Source organism: Woodsholea maritima DSM 17123 (genome assembly GCF_000382325.1).
Classification (GTDB): Bacteria; Pseudomonadota; Alphaproteobacteria; order Caulobacterales; family Maricaulaceae; genus Woodsholea; species Woodsholea maritima.
Window position 1 is genome coordinate 816,629 of the sequence record NZ_KB908056.1, and the last position, 23,898, is coordinate 840,526.

Here is a 23,898-nt window from a genome sequence, read left to right on the forward strand (position 1 = left end):
ATCGGAGGGCAGGTGAATATTACTCATAAAATACTATCTACAAGGGAATAATTCATAAACCCAGTGCGCCATGCCACTCCATGATTACACACAGGCACGGAGCAATTCGAGGGCATGAAGACCAACCCCGCCAGCCTAGCTGTTGAACAGCACCAAAACGCGCTCGGGCGGACGGCCCAGCATGGCGCGCGCGCGATGGATCACGATAGGGCGTTCAATCAATTTAGGCTCATCGTGCATAGCCTGGATCAAGGCGTCTTGATCGCTTACCTCGCCCAAGCCTAGATCTTTATAGGCGGCTTCTTTGGTGCGCATCAGCTGGCGCGCATCTTCAAAGCCCAGCTGGCCTAAAACCGTACGGATATCCTCCACGCTGGCCTTTTCCTCCATATAGAGGCGCACTTTAGGCTCAATGGCGTGCTGGCGTAAAAGCGCCAAGGTTTCGCGCGATTTCGAACAGCGTGGATTATGCCAAATCTCAGTCGCCATGAATGAGCCTTTCCCGTCTTAGGCGCGCGCGATCAGGCGCAGCGCTTGATGATAATGCATGGCTTCGACCATGCGGCCTTGATGGGAGATGGCCCCCTTGCCTACGTTTGCCGGATCTTCAAAGGCCGTGACCAGAGCGCGGGCCGCCTCCAGCGCCGCCGCATCCGGGCGTAGTGCCGCGTGTACCCCCGCGATCTGATCGGGATGGATCAAGGTTTTCCCCTCAAAGCCCAAACGCAAGCCTTCTTGGGTTTGGGCGATCAAGCCCGCCTGATCGCGGAAATTATTATAAACCCCATCCAGGGCGATCAGGCCGAAAGCGCGCGCATGAAGGACAAGGGCCTGTAAATGCGCCACGATAGGACCGCGATCGCCATCACACAGACAATCCAGCCCCGCACACAGATCATTGGTACCCGCGATCAATCCGATCAGATCAACATCCCCCGCGATCTCGCAAATCTCTTTCAGATTGACGATACCCAAAGGCGTTTCAATCACCGCCCATAAGGGCCCCGAGCATCCCAGCGTATTTAAATCCGCATGCGCCTCTTGAAGCGCTAACACGCTTTCAACCTTGGGAAGGGCGATGCCGTCAAAGCCCAGCTCTGCGGCCAGGGCTATATCAGCTTCAAACTCAGCCGTGTCGGGGGCATTGACCCGAAGCAATGTCTGAGAGGACGAGGCCCGCCAACTGGCAGCGGCAATGCGGGCATTTTCGCGCGCGGGCGCCTTTTGTCCTGGGCCAACCGCATCTTCAAGATCCAGGATCAGAAGGTCTGCGCCCAGATTTGGGGCCTTTTCCAGCGCGCGCGGCTTATCGCCGGGCACATAAAGCGCACTTCGATGGGCCTTGTGACATTTTTGCTCTTCATTCGTCATCGCGTTACGGCCTATATCAGAGTTTATGCAGAACGCCATCCTTCTCACTTCCCATGTCGCAGGATCACGTATCGGCGGGCATGTCACGCAAACCCTGCTTCACCAAGCCGGGATTGGAACGATCTTTTGTCCCACGGTTTTGTTTGGCCGTCATCCCGGTCGTGGAATACCCGGCGGCGGGGCCGTCAGTGATGAGACTTTCCTGGGCCTGATCGAAGGAATACGCGCCGAAGGTTGGAGCCATGAATGCGATGCGATCTTTACCGGATATTTCGCCAGCACCGCCCAGGTCATGGCCGCCGCACGCCTGATAGATGAAGCCAAAAGCCTAAACCCCGCCGTCAAAGTCCTGGTCGATCCCATCATTGGCGATGGTCCAGCGAATGGGCAAGCGTCAGGCCATTATGTCAAAGCCGAGGTCGCCGAAGCGATCAGCCGCGAGCTGATCAAGCGCGCCGATCTGATCACACCCAATGCCTATGAGCTGGCCTGGTTGACCGGGCGCGCCATCGCATCCCCCTTTGATGGGGCCAAGGCCGCCGCTGAGCTAGGAAAGCCTTGTATCGCGACCTCCATCCCGGTGCCCAGTGGCAATGATCAGCTGGGCGTTCTGATCCATGCTGAGGGCAGCGATTTCCTAATCCAGACCGATTTGCTCGCGGGGGCCCCCAATGGCACCGGCGATGCCTTCGCGGCCATCGTGCTCACCCATTGGCTCAACCGGGTCTCGCTCAAACGCTGCGCAGAGATTGCCACCGCGCGCCTGGACCATCTCTTGAAACTCAGCCTAGAGCGCTATGCCCCGGACTTGATCCTTGATCGCGATGCCATGAAGACCCGCTTGCCTCGGATGCAAGCCCAAAGGGTGGGGGCCCAGCATCCGGCCTGGGTGATGGGCCTGGATGGCGCGCCGGGCGGATGGGTCGGGGTTTTGATTGATCTCAATGGTTTGGAACAGCCGCGCCGTTCGGCCTATGCCACGTTTGAAGGGGCGCTGAATGCGCCTGAACGCCCCCATATCATTGCGGTGGATATGCCCATCGGCTTTGATGCCAAGGCCGAGATTGGCGGGCGCCAATGTGATCGCCTGGCCCGAATGCGGCTAGGCCCGCGCAAATCCTCGATCTTCTCCGCACCCTCGCGCAAGGCCCTGGTGGCGACCAATTATGATGCCGCCCAGATCGTCAATAAGGCGGACGGGGGACCGGGGCTTTCCAAACAGGCCTATAATCTCTTCCCGAAACTGCGCGAGCTGGATAACGCCATGCGTCCCAGCCTGGAAGGCTGCGTGCATGAGGTCCACCCGGAGCTGACCTTCACCCTGCTGGCCGGCAAGCCCATGACCTATAGCAAGAAAACGCGCGAGGGCCGCGCAGAGCGGCTTAAAATCCTCGAAGGTCATGGCCTGATGCGCGATGTGTTTGAGCCCCACCCCTTCCCCAGCACAACCGCCAATAAGGATGATCTGGTCGATGCGGGGGCCTGTGCCTTAACCGCGGTACGCATCGCCGAAGGGCGCGCGCTAAGCCTGCCTGATGATCCGCCCCGCGATGCGCGCGGGCTTCGCATGGCGATCTTTGCTTAAGCCACACATCCCCATCTTGCTTTCTTAGCGCGCGCTGGTTACCTCAGCGCTATGAGCATAGAGATCCATGGCCGCGTCGCCCCCGGGTTTGAGCCTGTGCGCGATGCCTTCGCAGACAATTTCGCCCGCACCGATGAAATCGGAGCTGCCTTCGCGCTCTATCGCGATGGTGAGAGCATTGTTGATATTTGGGCCGGTCACCGCGACCGCAAAAAGACCCTGCCCTGGCTGGAAGACACCATCGTGCCGGTCTTTTCCACCGGTAAAGCGATAACCGCGCTGGTCATGGCCTGGTTGGTGGATCAGGGTCGCTTTTCCTATGATGATCCGATGACGGAGTATTGGCCAGACTTTGGACAAAACGGCAAGGACGCCATTACGATCGCTCAGGCCCTGTCCCACCAGGCCGGTCTCTCAGGCCCCGCCACACCGATGGAGCCCAGCCAATGGTTCGACCGGGAGTTTATTGAAAGCTATTTCGCTGCCCAGGCCCCGCTATGGCCACTGAGTAAAGGGTCAGGCGGTGAAGGATCAGGCTATCACCCGGTCAGTTTTGGGGTTTTGGCCGATGCCATCGTGCGCCGGACCGATCCCAAAGGGCGCACCATCGGTGCCTTATTGAAAGAAGAGCTTGCCGGGCCACGCGATATTGATTTCCTGGTCGGCGTGCCAGAGGATCAGCATGAACGCGCGGCCGAACACATGCTACCGCCCAAGCCGCCCTTCCTGGGCAAGATCAATCCGTATAGAGAAGCCGCCTTCTTAAAACCTTATTCCAGCCCCGGTCGACGCGGCGCGGCGGCCTGGCGCTCGGCTGAGCTACCCGCCGCCAATGGCCATGGCACGGCGCGCGCCATAGCCGAGCTGATGAGCGTGTTCGCCCGCGGCGGCCTCTTACGTGATGAACGCTTGATCTCAGAGGCCACCCTCGCTGAAGCTTTAAAAGTGCGCGTGAGCGGGGAGGATAAGGTCCTGCCCTTCGATCTCGCTTTCGCCGCCGGGGTGATGCTCAACCGGAACAGCGGCCATTACGGCCCCGAACCCCAAACCGTCGGCCATTACGGCTTTGGCGGCTCATGCGGATTTGCTGACCCGGTGCAGGGCCTGTCGGGTGCTTATGTCATGAACCGGCAAATGGATGTGCTGGTCGGCGATGAACGCGCCATAGCCCTCATCAATGCCGCCTATGGGTGTGTATAAAGAATGAAAAAATTGGCCCTGGCTGAAAGCTAGGGCCAATATCCTTACACTTTATCCGCCGAGGATGATCGCTTCATCTTGCGCGCATAAAGCACCAAATCCCACACGAAGACCCCCAAGCCCAGCCAAATCAGGGCAAAGGTGATGGCATAGCTCCAGCTGAAGGCCTCACCATAGGCAAGCCCGGTTATGAATTGCAGGGTGGGGGCGACGAATTGCAAAACCCCCAGGGTGGCAAAGCTGACCCCGCGCGCGCCAATAATGAACAGAAGCAGCGGCGCAACCGTCATCGGCCCGGCCAGCATCAACAAGATCGCCTGGCGCGGTCCTTCGAAAAAATGCCCATGGCCTTGGCTAAACTCATAGCCCAGATAGAGGATGGACGGGATGGCAATGATCACAGTTTCCCAGAACTGACCCACCCGGCCATCCATTTTAATGGTTTTACGGATATAACCATACAGGGTGAAACTCGCCGCCAGGAACAGCCCGATCACCGGGATCTGACCCACTGCAATCACCTGATTGATCACGCCTAATCCGGCCAGGCTAACGGCCAACAGACGCATCTTGCCAAAGCGCTCATGCGCGATGAACACCCCCACGGCCACATTCATCAAGGGATTGATGAAATAGCCCAAGGATACCGACAAAATCTTCCCCGCATTGATGGCAAAAATAAACGTCCACCAATTCGCGGCAATCAACACGCTGGTCGCGGCCAGGATCAACAGCGCGCGCCGATCGGCCAAAACGCCCAGCGCCTCTTTCCATTTTGACGCGGCGAGTAAGATTACCGCCAGGGTCGGCACCGACCAGACCGCCCGATGAAGCACGATCTCTGACGGGTCGGCAAAGGCCAGGAATTTATAAAAGATCGTGGACAGACCCCAGATCACATAGGCGGTAAAGGCAATCAAGCCCGCCTTTAAGGGGTCCATCCGATCACGGATCGCCGCGCTGATATCGGGCGCGGGCACCGTCTTGGCCTCACCAACGCTGTGTTGCGCCCCGCTGTCGAGCGGTGTTTCGCCCGGCTGGAGCGGGTCATGGGGTAAGTCGTGCTCGCGCATACTCTTCTCCTCACCGCGAAAATGGCTTCGCGGTGTCTTGATCAGAGATCGGCCAGCCCCCCGCCGGTCGTCTATGGATTGGGTCTAGGGGCGCGACTAGGCGCGAAGATGTCCCCGGTTCAGCAAAGTCTCAGCGATTTGAACGGCGTTGAGCGCCGCGCCTTTACGCAGATTGTCTGAGACGATCCACATCGCCAGACCGTTTTCAACCGTGGGATCATTGCGAACCCGGCTGACAAAGGTGGCAAATTCGCCCACGCTTTCAACCGGCGTGACAAAGGCCGGATCATCATCATCGGCGCGGTCGATCAGCATCAGGCCCGGGGCCTCACGCAGCAGATTGCGCGCTTCATCCGGCTCCAAGGCCTCTTCCAGCTCCAGATGGGCCGCCACGCAATGGCCGACAAACACCGGAACGCGCGCGCAGGTCGCAAACAGCTTGATCGAGGGATCCAAGATTTTCTTGGTCTCCACCGTCATCTTCCATTCTTCCTTGGTTGATCCGTCTTCCATAAAGTCATCAATCTTGGGAATGACATTGAAGGCGATCTGCTTGGGAAAGACGCTCGGCTCGATCGGGTCATTGACATAAATAGCGCGGGTCTGGGTCCACAGCTCATCCATCGCCTCTTGCCCACCGCCAGACACCGATTGATAGGTCGCAACCGAAGCGCGCTTGATCTTGGCGCGATCGTGGATGGGTTTCAGGGCCACAACCGTCTGAATGGTTGAACAATTGGGGTTTGCGATGATGTTTTTCTTCTTCACGCCATCCACCGTTTCGGGGTTGACTTCAGGCACCACCAGCGGGACGTCCGGGTCCATGCGCCAGGCCGAGGAATTGTCGATAACAATCGCGCCCGCGGCCGCAATTTTCGGCGCCCACACTTTCGAAGGCTCACCGCCCGCGCTCATCAACACCAGATCAACGCTGGAATAATCAAAGGTCTCAACATCTTTAACCTTCAAGGTTTTGTCCCCATATGACACTTCGCGGCCCACAGATTTACGGGTCGCCAGTGCATAGACTGTCTCAGCGGGGAACATGCGCTCGGCCAAAATGGTCAACATTTCCTTGCCTACCGCGCCTGTAGCACCAAAAACCGCAACTTTTAAACCCATGGGAAACCTCCAACGCTTCATGCGCCTGCACCCTAGACCGCTCATATAAGCGCGACAACGCTTGTGCGCTGCAAGTCCCCGGGGTTTGGCAGAATCCTAGGGGTAAATGGCTCTGAGTTAAGGAGAGCCTTAACCTTAACTGCGTTTTCATTATATGTATGCAGCGAATTGGCTTGGGATTCGCATGACACCGATGCGTGATCCTGTTTTGGGTCAAGTCCTTAAAAACGCGAACAAAGAGGTCGCGACTATGAGCCGTAAGCCTGTTTCCATCCTGTTTATCTGCACCGGCAATATCTGTCGCTCTCCTTTAGCCCAGGGCGTCTGTCAAAAGCGCGCCGAAGATCTGGGCAAAGATGTCATTTTAGACTCGGCCGCGACCGGGGCCTGGCATGAAGGCGAAGCGCCTGATCCGCGCGCCATCGCCGCCGCCAAGGCGCGCGGGATTGACATTTCACGCCAACGCGCGCGCGCCATCACGGATGAAGATTTTACCCGTTTTGACTATCTGGTCGGCATGGATGAAGGTCACCGGCGCTGGATGCGCCAGGCGCGCACCTCGCGCGGGCTGGGGGAAAAGCCGATGTCCATCCTCTTGGATTGGTCGGTGGGCATGGCCGGGCAAGACGTGCCTGATCCCTATTATGGCGGACCGGATGATTTTGAAAAGGCGCTCGATTTGATCGAAAAAGGGGTGGACGGCCTGTTACGGCGCATCTAAGCCTTCCCCCAACGGGAGGGCCTATGGCTGAGAATATCGTGATTTTAACCGGGGCTGGGATTTCTGCAGAATCCGGGCTGGGCACCTTTCGCGATAAGGATGGTGCCTGGGCGAAATTTGACTGGCGCAAGCTCGCCAGCCCCGAAGGCTATGGCGAAGACCCGATCGCCGTTCATGACTTTTATAACGCCCGCCGTAGAGGCCTTTTGAAGGCGGAACCGCATGGCGCGCACCAGGCCCTGGCCCAATGGGAAGCCGCCCATGAGGGCGAGTTCCTGCTGGTTACGCAAAATATTGATGATCTACACCTGCGCGCCGGATCGAAAAACCTGATCCCCATGCATGGCGAGCTGTTTAAAGCGCGCTGCAGCGCCTGCCACCATGTCTATGACTGGCGCGAGGATTTAAGCATCGAAAGCACCTGTCCGCGCTGCCAGATACGCTCTGGCCCACGCCCCCATGTGGTCTGGTTTGGGGAGATGCCGCTGGAGATGGAGCGGATTTATCGCGCGCTGGAAAGCTGCACGCTCTTTGTGGCCATCGGCACATCGGGCACGGTTTATCCCGCCGCAGGCTTTGTCCAAGACGCCAAAGCCGCCGGGGCCCACACGGTTGAGCTGTGCTTAGAACCCGGTGAGATCAGCGTCCTCTTCGATGAGGCGATTTATGGCCCGGCCAGTGAGGTCGTGCCCCACTTTGTCGAGACCTATCTGAAATCCCGTGCCTAAGCCCTAACACAGGCGTGAAGCGACGCGCCCGATTTGTGATCGCCATCCCTTAGCAAAATCGCGTATAGACTTCATGAAACCCTGACCCATAGAGGCCCCATGTTAAAACGCGTTCTCTCCTTTGTGCCCCATATCATGGCCGTTTTAATGTCGGTGGTATTTTTGGACTCCCTGCGGTTCAAATTCACCAATCAACCCGAAACCCAAACCATTTTCGGCCTGTTAGATGGCTGGGCGGCTAGCCTGGGCGCACCGGGCCTGTTCGCGCAGACCGGATTGTTCTCGCAATATGTCATTGGGGGCGTTGAGCTGTTGGCCTCTGCCCTGTTGCTCATCGGGATCTTACCGCGTCTACATCGTTTGCAAGCCATGGGCGCTCTCGCGGGGCTTTTGGTGATGACGGGGGCGATTTCCTTCCACCTCTTCACCCCATTAGGGATTGATCCCAATCAGGATGGCGGCGGCTTATTCATGGTCGCCTGTATGAATTGGATCTTTGCCATTGTGCTGCTCGGTGTCTTCCGGCGCAAAGAATTCATCGACTTTGTCACACGCTTCGCGGCTTTATTTGCCCCGGCAGCGAAGGCTTGATGTCATTGCATTGCGGACACGCAATAGAGCGATCCGGGATCCATTAAACCCGCCCCGAACCTCAATAGATCCCCGATCAAGTCGGGGATGACAGGTAAGCGCGAGACACCCCTTGCCATAAAACAAAAAGTGAACATAATGGGCGCATGACGGATACTCAACCCTCCCATGCGCGCCATGATGGCGATCCGGCAAGCCTTGCCAGTGTCAGCAATCCCTTGATTGATGATGCTGAGGCTTTGATGCGCGGGGCCCATCGCCTGCTGTATCAGCTGGGCTATAGCGCCATTCCCGAATTCAAGCTGAAAAACAATCGCCGCGCGGATTTATGCGCCATCGGCCCCAAGGGCGAGATTACCATCATTGAAGTCAAATCGGGGATCGCCGATTTTCGCGCCGACTCTAAATGGCCGGACTATAAAGATTTTTGCGATAAATTTTATTTCTGCGTCTCGACGCGCTTTCCCGCGGACATCATTCCCGACACGGCCGGCCTGATCATCGCCGATGGCTTTGGCGCGGCGATTGTGCGTGAAAGCGCGATTGAAAAAATTGCCGCCGCCCGGCGCAAGGCCGTCACCTTGCGCTTTGCCCGCACCGCCGCCGATCGCGCGATGCGGGTTGAAGAGCGCGAGGATTAAGGCTTAGCGCGGCGCGCGCTTGGCCAGAATGCGCTGCAAGGTCCGCCGGTGCATGTTCAACCGACGTGCCGTCTCAGAGACATTATGCTCGCACAATTCAAACACGCGCTGAATATGCTCCCAGCGCACCCGATCCGCGGACATGGGATTTTCTGGCGGTTCAGGTTTTTCATCGGGTAAAGCCAACAGCGCCTTAATAATGTCATCAGCATCGGCGGGCTTGGCCAGATAATCCACCGCGCCAGATTTGACCGCCGCCACGGCCGTGGCGATATTGCCATAGCCGGTCAGCATCACCGCGCGGCAATCAGCACGATGAGTGTGCAGCGCCTTCACCACATCCAAGCCATCGCCGTCTTCCAAGCGCAAATCCACCACAGCAAAGGCTGGCGGAGTGTTCTTGGCGATGTCCATCGCTTCGCTGACACTGCCCACGGCCGTCACCTCAAACCCACGATGGGCCATGGCCCGGCTCAGCCGGGTGCGGAAAGGGGCATCATCATCCAAAACCATCAAGGTTTTATCGGCGGGCAGATTTAAGTTTGAAAAATCGCTCACGAACGCAAACTCCTCGTGGTGCGTGATTTTTTGATCACCTAGTTATAGGACTTATTTGCAAGTTCAAAAGAGCCCGACCTGTTATCGGGCTTAATCTGCGTCATTGCGCCGCGTCTTCATAAAGCGGGGGCAGATCGGTCGCGGGCTGCGGGCCGATTGCAGCGTCATAATAGGGATCAGCCTCTAGCTCTTTTCGCGGCAAGCGGATGGTAATCTCCGCCCCGCCGGTATCGCGGGCATTGTCAAAATAGACCTTGCCGTGCAGCCGCTCGGCCAAGGTGATCGCAATAAAAACGCCCAATCCCATTCCGCCATAGCCCGGCTCGTGACGGCGCGTAGTGACATAGGGCTCGCCGATTTTGGCCAGAATATCGGGAGGAAAGCCTGGGCCATCATCCTTAATCGTAAAGGCAATACTGTCTTGATCCCATCGGGCGATGACGCTGACTTGCGTTTTGGCAAAATCCACCGCGTTTTCGATGAAATTACCCATGGCATAGATCAGTTCCACCTTACGCTTCAGCATTGGGTGATCAGGTTCATTATGATTGGGCTCAATCATCAAGGCGATATGCGGGCCTAAGCCGCGAAGCGGCGCTGCCGCCTCTTCCATCGCTTCACGAAGACCCAGGCGCGCATGCATTTTATCCGTGGTTTCATGGCTTTCAGACAGGCGCTTTAGAATATCGCGGCAGCGCTGGGCCTGAGAGACCAAAAGTTGGGCATCCTCTTTCATCTCTTCATCTTTGGCCATGATCGCCATTTCCTTGGCCGTCAACTGGATCGTCGCCAAGGGGGTGCCCAGCTCATGCGCTGCCGCTGCGGACAAGGCCCCCAGTGCGGCCAAGCGCTGTTCCCGTGCCAGAACATTCTGCGTCGCGGCCAGCGCGGTGCCCATACGCTGGGCTTCACGCCCGACCAGCCAGGCATAGATCGCGGTAAAGGCGATGGCGATCACCAGCGCAATCCACATCCCCACCACATAGGGCAGGGGAAACACCAAAGCCTGGCCATCACCCCAGGGTAAAGGCAAATGAAAGCGCGCCATCGCCAAAGAGCCCAAAGCCGCAATGGAGGCCAGCGCAATCCAGTATTGTAAGGGTAAAGCGGCCACCGCGATCACCACCGGGGCCACCAACATCACCGAAAATGGATTGGTCATGCCCCCGGTCAGGGCCAGCAGGGCGGTTAATTGCAGCATATCATAGGTCAGCTGGCCAAAAGCTTCCCAGTCTTTGGCAAAGCGTTGGGTCGGTTGAGCCAGGGCGAGCCAGGCATTAAGCCAGGCACTCGCCGCGATAACGCCCAGACACGCCCCCAGCGGCAAATCAAAGCCCAGGCCATAATGGACCAATAAAACCGTCAAAGTTTGTCCGGTCACAGCCAACCAGCGCAATAAAATCAGGGTGCGCAATCGTACGCGTCCGAAGAGCGGCGTCAGCAAACCATCATTCGCAGGCGTATCAAGATCAAAGTCTAAAGGGGTCATAACAAAAGTACTTTTTCACTTTACCAAAGCCGCAAAGCAGACTGGACTATAGCCATGTTGTCGAGACCTATCGATGCCCTTTGTCCATCCCATGTCAATCGGGCGTATCGACGCGGGCCTCACGTAAATCGTGACTTGCACACTTGGCTTGTGCGTCGCACCATGATCCTTAAAAAAGGGTTACGATAAAATTATGAGCACCAGAAGACTGTTTATTGCCAGCTGCGCGGCCCTGATGGGTTTAAGCGTTTCAGCGTGCAATCCGGCCCAACCTGAAGACGCCACCGGCGTTCGCACCGGCGGGGTCAGAACCTCAGGTGAGGCTGCCATTGGCGGACCTTTCACCTTAGTCGACCATCATGGCCAAACCGTCAGTGATAGCGATTTTCGCGGCAAGGCCATGTTGATTTATTTCGGTTTCACCTATTGCCCGGATGTCTGTCCGATGTCGTTGCAATTGATGGGCGCGGCCCTCGATCAATTACCCGATGACCAGGCGGGTGAATTTCAGCCCATTTTGATCAGTGTTGACCCCGAACGTGATACCCCCGATCAATTGGCGAGCTATGTCAGCTCACCCAGCTTCCCAGACGGGCTTATCGGCCTGACCGGAAGCCCAGAACAGGTACGCCAAGCGGCCAATGCCTATCGGGTATACTATTCCAAGGCACAAACTGATTCTAGCGTTGCTGAATACTTAATCGACCATTCTTCCTTTATTTATCTGATGGATAGAGAAGGTCGCTTTGCCGATATTTTCCCTGACAATCTTGCGCCCGCACAAATAGCTGAGCGCCTGCAACACTTTCTAGAGGATCATCCCGCATAGTTGCGCGTTGAAAGACTAGACGAGGTGTGCGGTGGACAGGAGGTCCAATGCTCTATTCCATGTACGAATTCTCTCGCGCTGCCCTGATGCCCTGGCGCACGGCAGCGAATATGACCCGGCGCTCGCTGCGTGCGCCCTGGAACCCCTTCGGTGATACACTGATCGGACGCTCAACGGCGGCTGCGGCCGATGTGTTTGAATCCATCACCCGCAATTACGGTAAACCCCACTGGGAAATCTCCCCCCTGGAGCTGAACGGAAAGCTGGTAGAGATCAAAGAAGAAGCGGTCTGGGCCGATAGCTGGTGCCAACTTCTTCACTTCAAACGGGATCGCGCCCAGCTGGCGCGTGCGCGCGGGATTAAAGTTGCTGAGATCCATGATCCTAAAGTCATGATCGTTGCGCCCATGTCAGGCCATTATGCCACCTTGCTGCGCGGCACGGTCGAGGCCTTCTTGCCCGATTGTGAAGTCTATATCACCGATTGGTCTGATGCGCGCATGGTCCCGATCAGCGATGGTCGCTTCGATCTTGATGATTATATCGACTATGTACGCCGGATGATCCGCGAGATTGGCCCCGATGTGAATGTCGTTGCCGTGTGCCAACCCGGCCCGCCGACCCTAGCCGCCATTGCCCTGATGGCGGAGGATGAGGAGCCAACACGCCCCCTCTCCATGACCTTTATGGGCTCGCCCATTGATGCCCGCAAATCCCCCACCGTGCCCAATGTATTGGCCGAAAATCGCCCCTTCAGCTGGTTCCGCGACAATCTGATCCATACCGTTCCCCCGATTTATCCCGGCGGCATGCGCCGGGTCTATCCAGGCTTTTTACAGCTGACCGGCTTTATCAATATGAATTTTGAACGCCATGTGGATGCGCACCAGCAATACTTTAACCAGCTGGTCTCCGGTGATGGTGAGGATGCGGAAAAACATCGCCGCTTCTATGACGAATATCTCTCTGTCATGGATTTGAGCGAAGAGTTTTACCTGCAAACCATCTCCGACGTGTTCCAGAAACATAAGCTGGCACGCGGGGAAATGACCTGGGAAGGCCGCCCAGTGCGCCCCGAAGCCATCACCGATGTCGCCTTGATGACGGTTGAGGGTGAGAAAGACGATATTTCTGGGATCGGCCAGACCCAAGCCGCTCACGATCTATGTGAGAACCTACCCGATCGCCTGCGGGAAGACTGGGTACAACCGGGCGTGGGCCATTATGGCGTCTTCAATGGTCGCCGGTTCCGCGAGGAGATTGCCCCACGGATGCGCGCATTCTGGGATAAGCACGCCCAGCGCCAGATCAAGAAAAAAGCCGCTTAAGGTTTCTTTCTCGGCACAAAAAAGTAAAGGGCGCCGGAGATCTTCTCCAGCGCCCTTTATCTTAAATACAGACGCTTCAGCCTTATTCTTCAGGCGCTTCAGCCGTAATGGTCAGACCCCAGCTTTCAATGTCCGGCGTTTGGCCGCTTTGGCTTTCGCGTATAATCGCACCTATTGAAACAGGTTCGGCCGGATCCATCACGATATGGATCGAACCGCCATCCTGAATGAAATTCGCTAAGGCCTGGCCCACTTGAGACACCAACGGGCGTGGCAGCTCAGCCGGAGCCGCCGCCATACCGAAAGCCACCATGGCGGCCGCCTGTTGACGCATGGCGCGTGGGTCCATGCCGCCTTGCGCGGCAGCGGCGGCATTGATACCGCGTTCCAGCAAAGACTGGTCTTGCAAATGCATGGCAAAACCATGGATCAAAAGCGGATCATAGACTTCCGCAGGCAACATGCCGGTATCGCTCATCTCGCCATTGGCTATCGCAGCAAATTGCAAGTCCTGTGAGCGTAAATAACCAGAAATATCCTGTTCGACATCAATACGTACCGCATCTTCGATCAGGATATAATTATCGCCCTCAGTCCGCGAACGATCGGTTTGCGGATCATAAATCGACTGACTTTCCATCGCGATATTAAGCTGCTCATAGCCCAGCATTTGCAGGCCCGTCGCCAACTGCGCCCCAACAGGTTGCGCATTATCAGCGCCCACGATCAGAGAAGGGATGGAAGAAACCAACTCATACTGCTCCCCCTTACGCTCTGCGGTATAGGTCATTTGCGGCATTTGCGCGATCAAGCCGCCAATGTTGAAATCCATCCCAGTCATGACCATACGGTCAAGCGCTTCTGCGGGATTGAAGTTAAACTGAGCCGAAGACCCAGCCTCGTCCTCACCCTCACGCAGCATGGATGTCAGCGCCAGGCGAACAACCTCAGTGCCCAGACCTTCCAAGGCCATGCGCTCCAGGCGAAGCGTAATCAGGCCGGTCTCTTTATCTTCCCCCTCCAGTGAGAAGCCTTCAGCGGAAAACTCATCCAGTCCATTGGCCCCCAGATTATCGAAGGTCAAAGCAGCGAGCTTGACATCACTCGGCCCTTCAGGGTCCGAAGACACCATGTGCAGATCGGAAAGGTGAAAACGCTCCAGCCCAAAGCCCTCCATCACCTCATCGGTGACGTCGCCGGAATACTGATAGTCGCGCCCATCGAACGCCGCCGTTACCGCTTCGGCCAGCATCTGACCAGGATGATCAATCTCAATATGCGCGATGGTGAGCGTTTCCTCCCCATCCACACTCGTAAGACCCTCAATCGCGACACGGTCAAACACAATAGCATCAAATTCCAGACGCGGCGCAGCGATCACCAGGTTCGACAATTGCGTGTCGCCAACCTCTTCCCCACCCGTGATATGCACATTGGTGAAGGTGAAGACGCCATCTTCATAGGTGCGCGCATCCCAGGTCACCTTGCCCTGATCCGCCAGATACATCCGGGCCAAAGCGGCAAGGCCTTGATCCTCAGTGATCTGAGTTTCGGCATGGGTGCTGGAGCGCACGTCTTCACTAGGATTGGAGCAGGCGGCGAGCACAAGAGCCAAAGCCCCGGTCAATACATAAGCAGATGCTTTCATCGTCTTTCCCCTTCAAAGGCGTGACAGATCATTGCGCCCTACATAACAGGCTTTTTTGAAAATAGCAGGGCAAAAGGATAATCTTCGCGTAAAAAGTTTTTAAATGAATTAGCCGCCAAGGCTTTGAAGCAGCGAACCAATTGGGTCGTTTTGATCTTCGTCTTCGCGCGGCTCGGGCTCGCGCTCACCCACCCCATCACGCGCCAGGATTGCACCGGTTAGAAGATCTTCCAAACTCGAAGGCGCTTGGCGGACCGGCTCGGCCTCAGCCTCAACCCCTGGATAAATCGGGGCATAAGCGATAAAGCGCGAGAAGGCGCGCGCCGGGCCGGCCCCACCGACCCCATGATCGGTGGACGAGCCATCATCATTGCCCATCCACACGCTCGCCACGATGCCATCGGCCCATCCGGCAAACCAGGCATCGCGGTTATCATTGGTGGTGCCAGTCTTTCCAAACACCGAACGCCCCTCAACCCGCGCCCCGCGCCCCGTGCCATGATCAACCACGGCCCCAAACAAGCGCCGCATATCGCGCTGGACCCGCGGGGCCAAGACGAGATCGCCCTGCATCATTGGGCGTTCATACAACACGCGGCCCTCTAAAGTCTCAATGCGCGTAATCGCATAAGCAGGCGTGCGATACCCGCCATTCATGAAGGGCGCATAAGCCGAGGCCATCTCAATCGGGGTAACTTCATAGGCCCCCAAAGACAGCGCATGAGTATTTTCCAGACGGCTTTCAATGCCCAGGCGCTGCGCGGTTCTGAGCACATTGGCGCGCCCGATACTTTCTGCGACCTGAACCGCGATGGAGTTGGAGGATTTGGCAAAGGCCGTTTCCAAATTCATCAGGCCTTCGTATTTATCATTGTAATTCTGCGGGGTGTAAGTGCCAAAGCTGACCGGGCTATCAACATAAATGTCTTCAGGATAAAGCCCGCCTTCAAAGGCCGAGGCATAGACAAAGGCCTTAAACGCAGAGCCCGGCTGGCGATGGGCACTGACCGCGCGATTATAGGGCGATGTCGCATAATCACGCCCGCCCACCAGCGCCAAAACCCCGCCCGTCGTATCAAGCGCCACCAGCGCACCTTCTTGGGCCCCGCGCGCCAGATCACCTTCGTTGAGAACACTCGACATCGCATATTCACCCGCACGCTGCGCATCGACATCCAGGGTGGTGTGAATGATCAAGTCCTGGGTCTGGGTGCCGACCTCCTCGCGCACCTGACTGGTGATCCAATCGGCAAACCAGCCCGCACCGGGGCTGGACGCCCCGCGTGAAACCCGTATCGGTGTGTTCGCCGCTTCCAAGCGTTCGGCTTCGCTGATCCGGCCGGTATCCAGCATCAAGTCGAGCACCACTGTAGCGCGCACCGCCGCGCGATGCGCATCCATCGCCGGGGAATAACGCGAGGGGGCTTTCAACAGCCCCGCCAGCAAGGCCGCTTCGCCGATGGATAAATCGCGCGCACCATGACCAAAATAGCGCCGCGCCGCCGCATCCGCGCCATAAGAGCCCGCGCCGAAATACACCCGGTTGAGATAGAGCGCCAAGATCTCATCCTTGGTAAAGCGACGCTCCAGCCACAAAGCCAGCAAGATCTCCTGCGCTTTACGTTTATAGGTCCGCTCAGAGCTGAGAAACAGGTTCTTGGCCAATTGCTGGGTAATCGTGGAGCCGCCCTGCACCACATAGCCTGCGCGCATATTGATAAAGGCCGCACGCGCCATGCCGATGGGATCAATGCCAAAATGACTATAGAAACGCCGGTCCTCGACCGCGATCACGGCATCGGCCAAGCGTCGCGGCAAGGTATCCGCCGTCAAAGGCTCACCTATGCCCTGGCCACGCTGGGTAATCATCCGGCCCTGACGGTCCATCAACGTATAAGACGCCGTGCGCGGGGCCGCCACCAAGGCCGATGTATCAGGCAGATCGCGCGCCAACCCGATGACCACAGCGCCCACACCCAGCATGCCAATGATCACCCCACAGGCGGTCAAGCGTAGCCAAAACGCCCAGCCAAAGCGGGGTTTACGCACGGTTTTGGTATGGCGCGCGCCATGAGGCGGCGTTTTTCGCGAAGAACGTCGGGTCATTCCTGCCGGTCCATAGGCTTTGGCCACAAAAGCGTGCCCTGCCTACAACACATCATTCCGGTTAAGGCCGCGTGAACCTTAATCAAAGGTTTTACACCTTTCGATGCTTGCGCTTTGGCCGGAAGATAGAGAGTATGCCCGCCAGATGAGGGGAATGCGATCATGATGCATCTTTTAAACCGTTCACGCCGGGCGCTGGCCTTTGTTTTTATGGGCTTAGGCCTTGTCGGGTTGAGCGCCTGCGCCAATCTGCCCGATCACCCCAGCACGTGCGGCGATCGTGAAATGCGCGGCGGCAGCTGGCCTTATTGCACACCGGCAGAACCAGCCAGTTCCATTCCTGGTGATCAACCCATCGATCCACGCGGGCGCGGCGGGTATTAAGCGCTCCCATTCCTCATGACGTTTCAGCGACGGGGGCCGGAAAACCCTCCCCCCCGCGCGCGGCGTGTTTTATGATCGCTTCTCAGACTTTGGTTCTGGGGGGTATCATGACCGTTAAATTTTCTTGGGCTTTGGCATCGGGCTTAAGCGCCTCATTGATGTTGGTGGCATGCCATGCCCCACAAGGCGAAGCGCCCACTGAGACGGTAGATCACGTAGGCGCAGACAGCACCGCGCCGCACTGGCAGACCCTAAAGGGGCAAGCGCCTTTGATCATCGCCCACCGCGGGGCCAGCGGCGAACGCCCAGAACATACGCTGAGCGCCTATAAACGCGCCCTGGATCAAGGCGCGGATATTATTGAGCCTGATCTGGTGATGACCCGCGATGGGGTTTTGATCATCCGTCATGATGGCTATCTCTCTGACAGTACCGATGTCGCCAATCATCCAGAATTTGCCGATCGTCGCCGCACCCTGTTTGATCATGAAGACTGGTGGGCGATTGATTTCACCCTGGAGGAGATCAAAACCCTGCGCGCGCGCCAAACCCGCCCCTCACGCGGAGAAGACTTTGATGGTCAAGATGAAGTCCTGACCTTTGAAGAGTTTTTGGACTTTGTCGCCAGCGAGCAAGCCGCATGCGATTGTACCATCACCATCGAGCCTGAAGTCAAAGCCCCCGCCGAGCATGCCGCTGTGGGGCTCGACCCGATGGGGCCACTTCTCGCTGCCCTCCACGCCTATGATTTGAACCGCGCCGATGCGCCGATCATCATTCAGTCTTTTGATCCGGAATTTTTAGAGCGTCTGAACGCTGAAAGCCCTGTACGCCTGGCCATGTTAGATGGCGGTGATCTGGCTGAACGCGGCTATGATATGGATCGCGTTGCCAGCTTCGCCGAGGTCATCGCGCCTTATAAGTATGCGTTATATAGCGAAGACGATGGCTCACCCACCGGCTATGTCGAAGCCGCCCATGCGGCAGGCCTCTATGTCCACACCTGGACGGTGCGCGATGATGATGTCGGTGCGCCCTTCGTGACCAGCGACGAAGAGTTTCGTCATATCTTTGGCTTGGGCGTCGATGGGGTCTTTACGGATTTCCCGGCCACGGGCCTGGCCGTACGCGCGGATATGAGCCAAGCTCAAGATAACTAGCCCCAAAAATAAACGCGGCGCTCTCGTGAGAGAGCGCCGCGCAAATCTGTGTCGTGAGGGCGAAGATTAGCCGTTCACTTCCAGGTTAACAGCCTTTGGGCCTTTACCGCGCTTGTCTGGCTCGGTCTCGAAAGACACTTTTTGGCCATCGCTCAGCGCAGCCAAACCGGCAGCTTGAACAGCGGTGATATGAACGAAAACGTCCTTGCCACCATCATCAGGGGTAATGAAGCCGAAACCTTTGGTTTCGTTGAAGAATTTAACAACGCCAGTTGTCATGTTCAGTCCTAATACAGTACTGCGCTGCGTCCAGCGCGTCATCATGTCCCCAATTCTAGCGTCCAAAGAATTGGCATAACGGACGTCGATAGTCGGGGAAGGCTGTCCGCGAGTAAGCGAGATGACGCATAAGCACAGTATCAGTATTCCGCCGGGCCAAAGCTAGGCCGCCCGTACGCGGGAGAGTATGCCTTAACCCTTGAGGGGTCACAAGGCCTGTTCACCGAAGAGGGGCAAGCGACCTGCTTTTTTCCTTAAAATTGCAAATAGTGCGATAATTCAGCAACGCTAAATGCGCTCAATTATAGATCTTAAGGGGCGTATAAACCCACTTCTCCAAATCATCCGACCATCTGAGTTTCAATAAAAAAATTAATAAAAACAATAGATTCACCTTTTGCTTTCACTCAAACGCACCCACAAACCTCGCCCTGCACCTAATTTTCAATAGACTTATGTGCTTTTAAAACTTATCTGAGATGCGCGTCGATAAAGTTACAGCTTGGAGCTTTTTTGATGTCCGCACTCTCGACTTTCGCCCCGTTCGAGCGCCTGCATGCACTCGATGGGGTGCAACGGGCATGGCCTTCTGGCCCGTCCTTGGTGCCAGCCCCCTCCCGCCTTTGCCAAAATTTTCTTCGTCACCTACCTGTTTAGAATGAGTCTTTTTTTCCTGATGGGCGGCTTCATTAAAAACCGCTTGAGCCGGGCAACCCTACCGCTGATGATGGCGGGCCAAATTTACGTTTCCGATCTGACCTACCCGGCGCAGTTCTGATCCAGCTCGCACGGCGGTGATAGGGTAAGCTTGTGAGCGGTATTTCCAAAATTGATGACGTTATCCATGGACGCATATGGCTGGGCGTTGTGACCTATCTCGCCAATGTAGAGGCGGCTGACTTTACTGAGCTTAAAACCGTGCTGGAAACCACCCAGGGCAATCTCTCCGTCCATCTTCGAAAGCTTGAAGATGCGGGCTATATCGCCATCGAAAAGCAATTCAAAGCGCGTAAGCCCTTGACCTTGGTAAGGTTAACTCAGACAGGCCGCGCGGCCTTGGCCGAATATATCACCGCGCTCGATGCCCTATTGGGTGGGGTCAAACCACAACCTTAAAGGCCGGATGATAACCCATCCGGCCTTTATGGTGTTTCAATTCAGCACACAGAGCGCTTAAGCGTCGACCTCGGCTTCCAAGGCAAATTCTTGAATGAAGTCGCGGCGCGGTTCGACCACATCGCCCATCAATTTAGCGAAGAGATCATCGGCCACATCGGCTTCTTGAACGCTAACGCGCATCAAAGAGCGTGCTTCGGGATCCAGCGTGGTTTCCCACAATTGATCCGGGTTCATCTCGCCCAGACCCTTATAACGCTGGATCTTCATGCCTTTGGCACCGGCCTTGGTCACGGTTTCCACCAGGCTCCATGGCCCATAGATCACCGTTTCCTCACCCTTACGCAGGAATTGCGCGGGGCCTTTTTCAAAGTCCGGCCGGATCTCATTGGCACGGTCCATCAGGCGTTTGGCATCCGGCGTGGCGAGGATTTTGTCATCCAAAATCACCGTCTCGGTCACACCGCGCACTTCACGGCTCAGCACCAAATCGCCCGCTTCATTGACGTGGCCTGACCAGCCGTCTTCGCCTTCATCGGCGCTCCGGTCCAACAGCGTTGCCGTAGCGGCAGCCTGTTCGGCGGTTACATCAATATGCAATGCTCCGGCTAGGGCGGCCGCCTCCAACGCGAAGGCCGGTGCCCGCGCGCGAAGCCGGGCCAAGTTCAAGACAAAGCCGCGCGCCACACGCACGCGTTCCGCCAAGTCTTCACCGGTGATCGTCTCCCCCGTGGACAGGGTCAAGCTCGCCTCGGAACAGCCCTCCTCAATGAGGGACTGATCCATTTCCGGCTGATCTTTCATATAGCGCTCAGAGCGGCCCCGCGTGACTTTATAAAGCGGAGGCTCCGCAATATAGAGATAGCCGCGCTCGATCAGTTCCGGCATCTGGCGATAGAAGAAAGTCAGGAGCAAGGTACGAATATGCGCGCCATCAACGTCCGCATCGGTCATGATGATGACTTTATGATAGCGTAGCTTATTGTAATCAATCTGATCGCGCCCGATCCCGGTGCCCAGCGCCGTAATCAAGGTGCCGACCTGATCTGAGGACAGCATTTTATCAAAGCGCGCGCGCTCGACGTTCAAAATCTTACCACGGAGAGGCAAGACGGCCTGGTTTTCGCGATTACGTCCCTGTTTGGCAGAGCCGCCGGCTGAATCGCCCTCGACGATGAACAGCTCGGACTTGGCAGGATCTTTTTCCTGACAATCGGCCAGCTTACCGGGCAGCGATGTGATATCGAGCGCCGATTTACGCCGGGTCAGTTCACGCGCCTTACGCGCGGCCTCGCGCGCCGCAGCCGCCTCAACGATCTTGGACACAACCTGCTTGGCTTCTACCGGATGTTCCTCAAACCATTCCGCCAAGGCCTCAAAGACCGAGCCCTCTACGGCCGGACGCACTTCAGACGAGACCAGCTTGTCTTTGGTTTGGCTGGAGAATTTAGGATCTGGCACCTTTACCGACAACACACAGGTCAAACCCTCACGCGCATCATCGCCGGTGATCGCCACCTTGGATTTCGCCGCGATGCCAGAGCTCGCCGCATATTGATTGATCAAACGGGTCAGCGCGCCGCGGAACCCCGCCAAGTGCGTGCCGCCATCGCGTTGGGGGATGTTATTGGTGAAGCACAGCACATTTTCATGATAGCTGTCATTCCACTGCATCGCCGCTTCAACACTGACGCCTTCGCGCTCGCCCGACAGGATGATCGGATCGGGGAAAATAGGGGTTTTGGCCCGGTCGAGATGTTTGACAAACGCCCCGACGCCGCCTTCATAATTCATCACTTCTTCAACCGGTTCGGCCTCGCGTTCATCGCGCAGCACGATTCTCACACCGGAGTTCAAGAAGGCCAGCTCACGCAGGCGGTGATGCAAGCGCTCGCGCACAAAAACGATGTCAGAGAAGGTTTCCTCTGAAGGCATGAAGCGCACGCGCGTACCCTTTTGGCCTTTGGCCTCGCCAATAACCTTCAGGTCCTGGCCATTTTCCGGATCACCGCGCAGGAAACGCATCTGGTGTTCCAAACCATTGCGCCAGATCGTCAGCTCCAACCAATCCGAGAGCGCATTGACCACGGACACGCCCACGCCGTGAAGACCGCCCGAGACTTTATAGGAGTTCTGGTCGAACTTACCCCCCGCATGCAGCTGGGTCATGATGACCTGAGCCGCCGAGACGCCTTCACCTTCGTGGATGGCGGTCGGAATGCCGCGTCCATCATCGGCGACACTGGCCGAACCATCGGCGTGCAAGATCACCGTGACGGTTGAACAATGGCCGGCCAACGCCTCGTCAATGGCGTTATCCACGACTTCATAGACCATGTGATGCAGGCCCGAACCATCATCGGTATCCCCGATATACATGCCCGGACGTTTGCGAACGGCATCCAGCCCCTTAAGGACCTTAATGGAGTCTGCGCCGTATTCCTGATTCGTGTTTTCTGACATGGGCGAAGTCTACTTGATCAAAAGCAAACCCGCCACGCCTAGCATCACAAAACCGGTGGCAAAATCGCCATAGCGCTTCACCTTGGGCTTCAGAAGATAATCGCGCGCTTTATGCGCCAGGCCCACATAGACGATCACCCACAAGATAAACAATAAAAACATGATGATAACCATGGATAGATAATCCATCAGGTGCACCTGGCTTAAATCAAAAAAGGCCGGCAGAAATGAAAGATAAAACACAATTGCCTTGGGATTGGACAGTGGCATGGCAATCCCGGTCATATAGGTCGCCAAAAGCCCTAATCGGCCTTTGATCAAAGGCGGCTTAATGTCCGCTTGTGGACGTAGAGCGCTGTGAAATGCGCCATAGGCCATCCAGAGCAAAAACGCGCCGCCAATGAGTTTTATCGCGATTGCATAAGGCCCCAATACATCACTGAGACTGGATAAACCCAAAACCGCCAAGGTCAGCCAAAAAATATCGCCTGACAAAATACCCAGGCCATAGATCGCACCATGGCGCGGCCCACTTTGCAAGGTGCGCGCGATCATGGCGGCGATACCCGGACCAGGGGTGAAGAACAGGACTAAAATGGCCCCGGCAAATAAAACGAGATTATGCAAATCCATGTGCACCCCCTTTGACGAGCGGATATAAGTCTATCGCTTTGCCCGATTGAAGGGGGCCACTACACATGCGCGCACTTTTGGCTTGGGACTTAAACCTTGCTGATCGAAACACCCCCATCACAAAACAGCATTGAGCCGGTGGTGAAGCTGGAAAGATCCGAGGCGAGATAAAGCGCGCCCTGGGCCACTTCATCCGGTGTCCCCAATCGTTTCATGGCATGAAGGCCTTTGACAAATTCAATCATGTCGGGGGTATCGGCAAATTCACGCGCCATATCGGTGTCAATGCCGCCGGGCACCAAGCCATTGATGCGCAGGCCCTGCGCCCCAAACTCACTGGCCAGGCATTTGACTAAACCGCCCAAAGCCGCCTTCGCAGTACCATAGGCCGACATATTGGGCATGCCATTGCGAAGACCCACAAAGCTGGAGGTGAAGATCAATGACCCTCCCTTTTCCTTTAAAAGATGCGGAATCTGTGCGCGCGCACCGTAAAAAGCGGAATCGAGATTATTCGCCAAAACCCTGCGCCATTCGTCCAGCGTCATATCCAAAAACGCCGGACGCTCACCCAGAATACCGGCATTGTTGAGCGCAATATGAAGATGCCCAAAACGGGTCGTCGCCAAATCAGCCAAGGCCAGACCAAAATCTGGATCGCTGGCATCCCCGGCCAGGGTTGCGACCTCTACCCCAGTGCTGCGCAGATCGCGCGCCAAAACCTCTAAGCGATCTTTCCCGCGTGCACCCAAGACTAAATTTGCGCCTTCACGCGCAAACAAGCGCGCACACGCCTCTCCAATCCCAGCACTGGCCCCAACGATGAGCGCGGTTTTGCCTGATAAATATCCCATGACAGTCCTCCATACATAG

The 23,898-nt window shown here is 56.7% G+C and carries 24 protein-coding genes; 12 read left to right on the forward strand and 12 right to left on the reverse strand.

Annotated elements, in window-relative coordinates; translation table 11 throughout:
• Nucleotides 1-135: 135 nt before the first annotated feature.
• Nucleotides 136-489, reverse strand: coding sequence for an arsenate reductase (glutaredoxin) (gene arsC, locus H151_RS0103810; protein ID WP_019960311.1), 354 nt, complete (start codon nucleotides 487-489; stop codon nucleotides 136-138).
• A gap of 18 nt (nucleotides 490-507) precedes the next feature.
• Nucleotides 508-1,371, reverse strand: a complete 864-nt coding sequence (locus tag H151_RS0103815) for an HpcH/HpaI aldolase/citrate lyase family protein (RefSeq protein WP_019960312.1) — start codon at nucleotides 1,369-1,371, stop codon at nucleotides 508-510.
• 25 nt (nucleotides 1,372-1,396) lie between these two features.
• Between H151_RS0103815 and H151_RS17300 the strand changes: the two genes are divergently transcribed.
• Nucleotides 1,397-2,956, forward strand: a complete 1,560-nt coding sequence (locus H151_RS17300; protein ID WP_019960313.1) for a PfkB family carbohydrate kinase — start codon at nucleotides 1,397-1,399, stop codon at nucleotides 2,954-2,956.
• 51 nt (nucleotides 2,957-3,007) lie between these two features.
• Nucleotides 3,008-4,156 (forward strand): serine hydrolase domain-containing protein, encoded by a 1,149-nt coding sequence (locus H151_RS0103830; RefSeq protein WP_019960314.1) that lies wholly within the window; start codon nucleotides 3,008-3,010, stop codon nucleotides 4,154-4,156.
• A 44-nt stretch (nucleotides 4,157-4,200) separates the two neighbouring features.
• Here the strand turns inward: H151_RS0103830 and rarD are convergent, their stop codons facing one another.
• Together rarD and H151_RS0103840 are read right to left on the reverse strand one after the other, a co-directional pair.
• A complete protein-coding gene (gene rarD / locus H151_RS0103835) occupies nucleotides 4,201-5,229 on the reverse strand; it encodes an EamA family transporter RarD (protein WP_019960315.1) in 1,029 nt (342 codons plus the stop codon).
• Nucleotides 5,230-5,325: 96 nt separating this feature from the next.
• Nucleotides 5,326-6,351, reverse strand: coding sequence for an aspartate-semialdehyde dehydrogenase (locus H151_RS0103840; RefSeq protein ID WP_019960316.1), 1,026 nt, complete (start codon nucleotides 6,349-6,351; stop codon nucleotides 5,326-5,328).
• 250 nt (nucleotides 6,352-6,601) lie between these two features.
• On the opposite strand from H151_RS0103840, the gene H151_RS0103845 reads away from it, so the two are divergent.
• The 4 genes from H151_RS0103845 (at nucleotide 6,602) to H151_RS0103860 (ending at nucleotide 9,032) form a co-directional block, all read left to right on the forward strand.
• Entirely contained in the window at nucleotides 6,602-7,072 is a 471-nt protein-coding gene (locus H151_RS0103845; protein WP_026353807.1) for a low molecular weight protein-tyrosine-phosphatase, read from the forward strand.
• A 23-nt stretch (nucleotides 7,073-7,095) separates the two neighbouring features.
• Nucleotides 7,096-7,800 carry an NAD-dependent deacylase gene (locus tag H151_RS0103850; protein WP_019960318.1) on the forward strand — a complete coding sequence of 235 codons (705 nt, stop codon included), beginning with the start codon at nucleotides 7,096-7,098 and terminating at the stop codon, nucleotides 7,798-7,800.
• Between the two features lie 99 nt (nucleotides 7,801-7,899).
• A complete protein-coding gene (locus H151_RS0103855; protein WP_019960319.1) occupies nucleotides 7,900-8,391 on the forward strand; it encodes a hypothetical protein in 492 nt (163 codons plus the stop codon).
• Between the two features lie 146 nt (nucleotides 8,392-8,537).
• Entirely contained in the window at nucleotides 8,538-9,032 is a 495-nt protein-coding gene (locus H151_RS0103860) for an MmcB family DNA repair protein (protein ID WP_019960320.1), read from the forward strand.
• 3 nt (nucleotides 9,033-9,035) lie between these two features.
• On the opposite strand, the gene H151_RS0103865 is transcribed toward H151_RS0103860, so the two are convergent.
• The gene (locus H151_RS0103865; RefSeq protein ID WP_051088953.1) at nucleotides 9,036-9,545 is read right to left on the reverse strand and encodes an ActR/PrrA/RegA family redox response regulator transcription factor; all 510 of its coding nucleotides are present in this window, start codon (nucleotides 9,543-9,545) and stop codon (nucleotides 9,036-9,038) included.
• Between the two features lie 145 nt (nucleotides 9,546-9,690).
• The gene (locus tag H151_RS0103870) at nucleotides 9,691-11,079 is read right to left on the reverse strand and encodes an ActS/PrrB/RegB family redox-sensitive histidine kinase (RefSeq protein ID WP_019960322.1); all 1,389 of its coding nucleotides are present in this window, start codon (nucleotides 11,077-11,079) and stop codon (nucleotides 9,691-9,693) included.
• Nucleotides 11,080-11,272: 193 nt separating this feature from the next.
• Here H151_RS0103870 and H151_RS0103875 point away from each other — a divergent pair, with 193 nt between their 5' ends.
• Together H151_RS0103875 and H151_RS0103880 are read left to right on the forward strand one after the other, a co-directional pair.
• On the forward strand, nucleotides 11,273-11,908 hold the full coding sequence (locus H151_RS0103875) for an SCO family protein (RefSeq protein ID WP_019960323.1): 636 nt from the start codon (nucleotides 11,273-11,275) through the stop codon (nucleotides 11,906-11,908).
• 47 nt (nucleotides 11,909-11,955) lie between these two features.
• Nucleotides 11,956-13,236, forward strand: coding sequence for a polyhydroxyalkanoate depolymerase (locus H151_RS0103880; RefSeq protein ID WP_019960324.1), 1,281 nt, complete (start codon nucleotides 11,956-11,958; stop codon nucleotides 13,234-13,236).
• 82 nt (nucleotides 13,237-13,318) lie between these two features.
• Here H151_RS0103880 and H151_RS0103885 read toward each other — a convergent pair whose 3' ends face one another.
• Both H151_RS0103885 and H151_RS0103890 read right to left on the reverse strand, forming a co-directional pair.
• Nucleotides 13,319-14,884 carry a hypothetical protein gene (locus H151_RS0103885; protein WP_019960325.1) on the reverse strand — a complete coding sequence of 522 codons (1,566 nt, stop codon included), beginning with the start codon at nucleotides 14,882-14,884 and terminating at the stop codon, nucleotides 13,319-13,321.
• 108 nt (nucleotides 14,885-14,992) lie between these two features.
• Complete coding sequence (locus tag H151_RS0103890; protein WP_019960326.1) at nucleotides 14,993-16,990, reverse strand: transglycosylase domain-containing protein; 1,998 nt, start codon at nucleotides 16,988-16,990, stop codon at nucleotides 14,993-14,995.
• A gap of 162 nt (nucleotides 16,991-17,152) precedes the next feature.
• Here H151_RS0103890 and H151_RS0103900 point away from each other — a divergent pair, with 162 nt between their 5' ends.
• Nucleotides 17,153-17,374, forward strand: a complete 222-nt coding sequence (locus H151_RS0103900) for a hypothetical protein (protein WP_019960328.1) — start codon at nucleotides 17,153-17,155, stop codon at nucleotides 17,372-17,374.
• A gap of 107 nt (nucleotides 17,375-17,481) precedes the next feature.
• The gene (locus H151_RS0103905; protein WP_019960329.1) at nucleotides 17,482-18,534 is read left to right on the forward strand and encodes a glycerophosphodiester phosphodiesterase family protein; all 1,053 of its coding nucleotides are present in this window, start codon (nucleotides 17,482-17,484) and stop codon (nucleotides 18,532-18,534) included.
• 66 nt (nucleotides 18,535-18,600) lie between these two features.
• Here H151_RS0103905 and H151_RS0103910 read toward each other — a convergent pair whose 3' ends face one another.
• Nucleotides 18,601-18,813, reverse strand: a complete 213-nt coding sequence (locus tag H151_RS0103910; protein WP_019960330.1) for a cold-shock protein — start codon at nucleotides 18,811-18,813, stop codon at nucleotides 18,601-18,603.
• A gap of 556 nt (nucleotides 18,814-19,369) precedes the next feature.
• On the opposite strand from H151_RS0103910, the gene H151_RS0103915 reads away from it, so the two are divergent.
• Entirely contained in the window at nucleotides 19,370-19,591 is a 222-nt protein-coding gene (locus H151_RS0103915; protein WP_019960331.1) for a hypothetical protein, read from the forward strand.
• Between the two features lie 32 nt (nucleotides 19,592-19,623).
• Nucleotides 19,624-19,929: a winged helix-turn-helix domain-containing protein gene (locus H151_RS0103920; RefSeq protein ID WP_019960332.1), complete on the forward strand. Its 306-nt coding sequence runs from the start codon at nucleotides 19,624-19,626 to the stop codon at nucleotides 19,927-19,929.
• 57 nt (nucleotides 19,930-19,986) lie between these two features.
• Here the strand turns inward: H151_RS0103920 and gyrB are convergent, their stop codons facing one another.
• From gyrB to H151_RS0103935, 3 genes are all read right to left on the reverse strand, one after another.
• Complete coding sequence (gene gyrB / locus H151_RS0103925) at nucleotides 19,987-22,392, reverse strand: DNA topoisomerase (ATP-hydrolyzing) subunit B (protein ID WP_019960333.1); 2,406 nt, start codon at nucleotides 22,390-22,392, stop codon at nucleotides 19,987-19,989.
• Nucleotides 22,393-22,401: 9 nt separating this feature from the next.
• Nucleotides 22,402-23,025, reverse strand: coding sequence for a LysE family translocator (locus tag H151_RS0103930; RefSeq protein WP_019960334.1), 624 nt, complete (start codon nucleotides 23,023-23,025; stop codon nucleotides 22,402-22,404).
• 89 nt (nucleotides 23,026-23,114) lie between these two features.
• Nucleotides 23,115-23,879, reverse strand: coding sequence for an SDR family oxidoreductase (locus tag H151_RS0103935; protein WP_019960335.1), 765 nt, complete (start codon nucleotides 23,877-23,879; stop codon nucleotides 23,115-23,117).
• Between the last annotated feature and the right edge of the window lie 19 nt (nucleotides 23,880-23,898).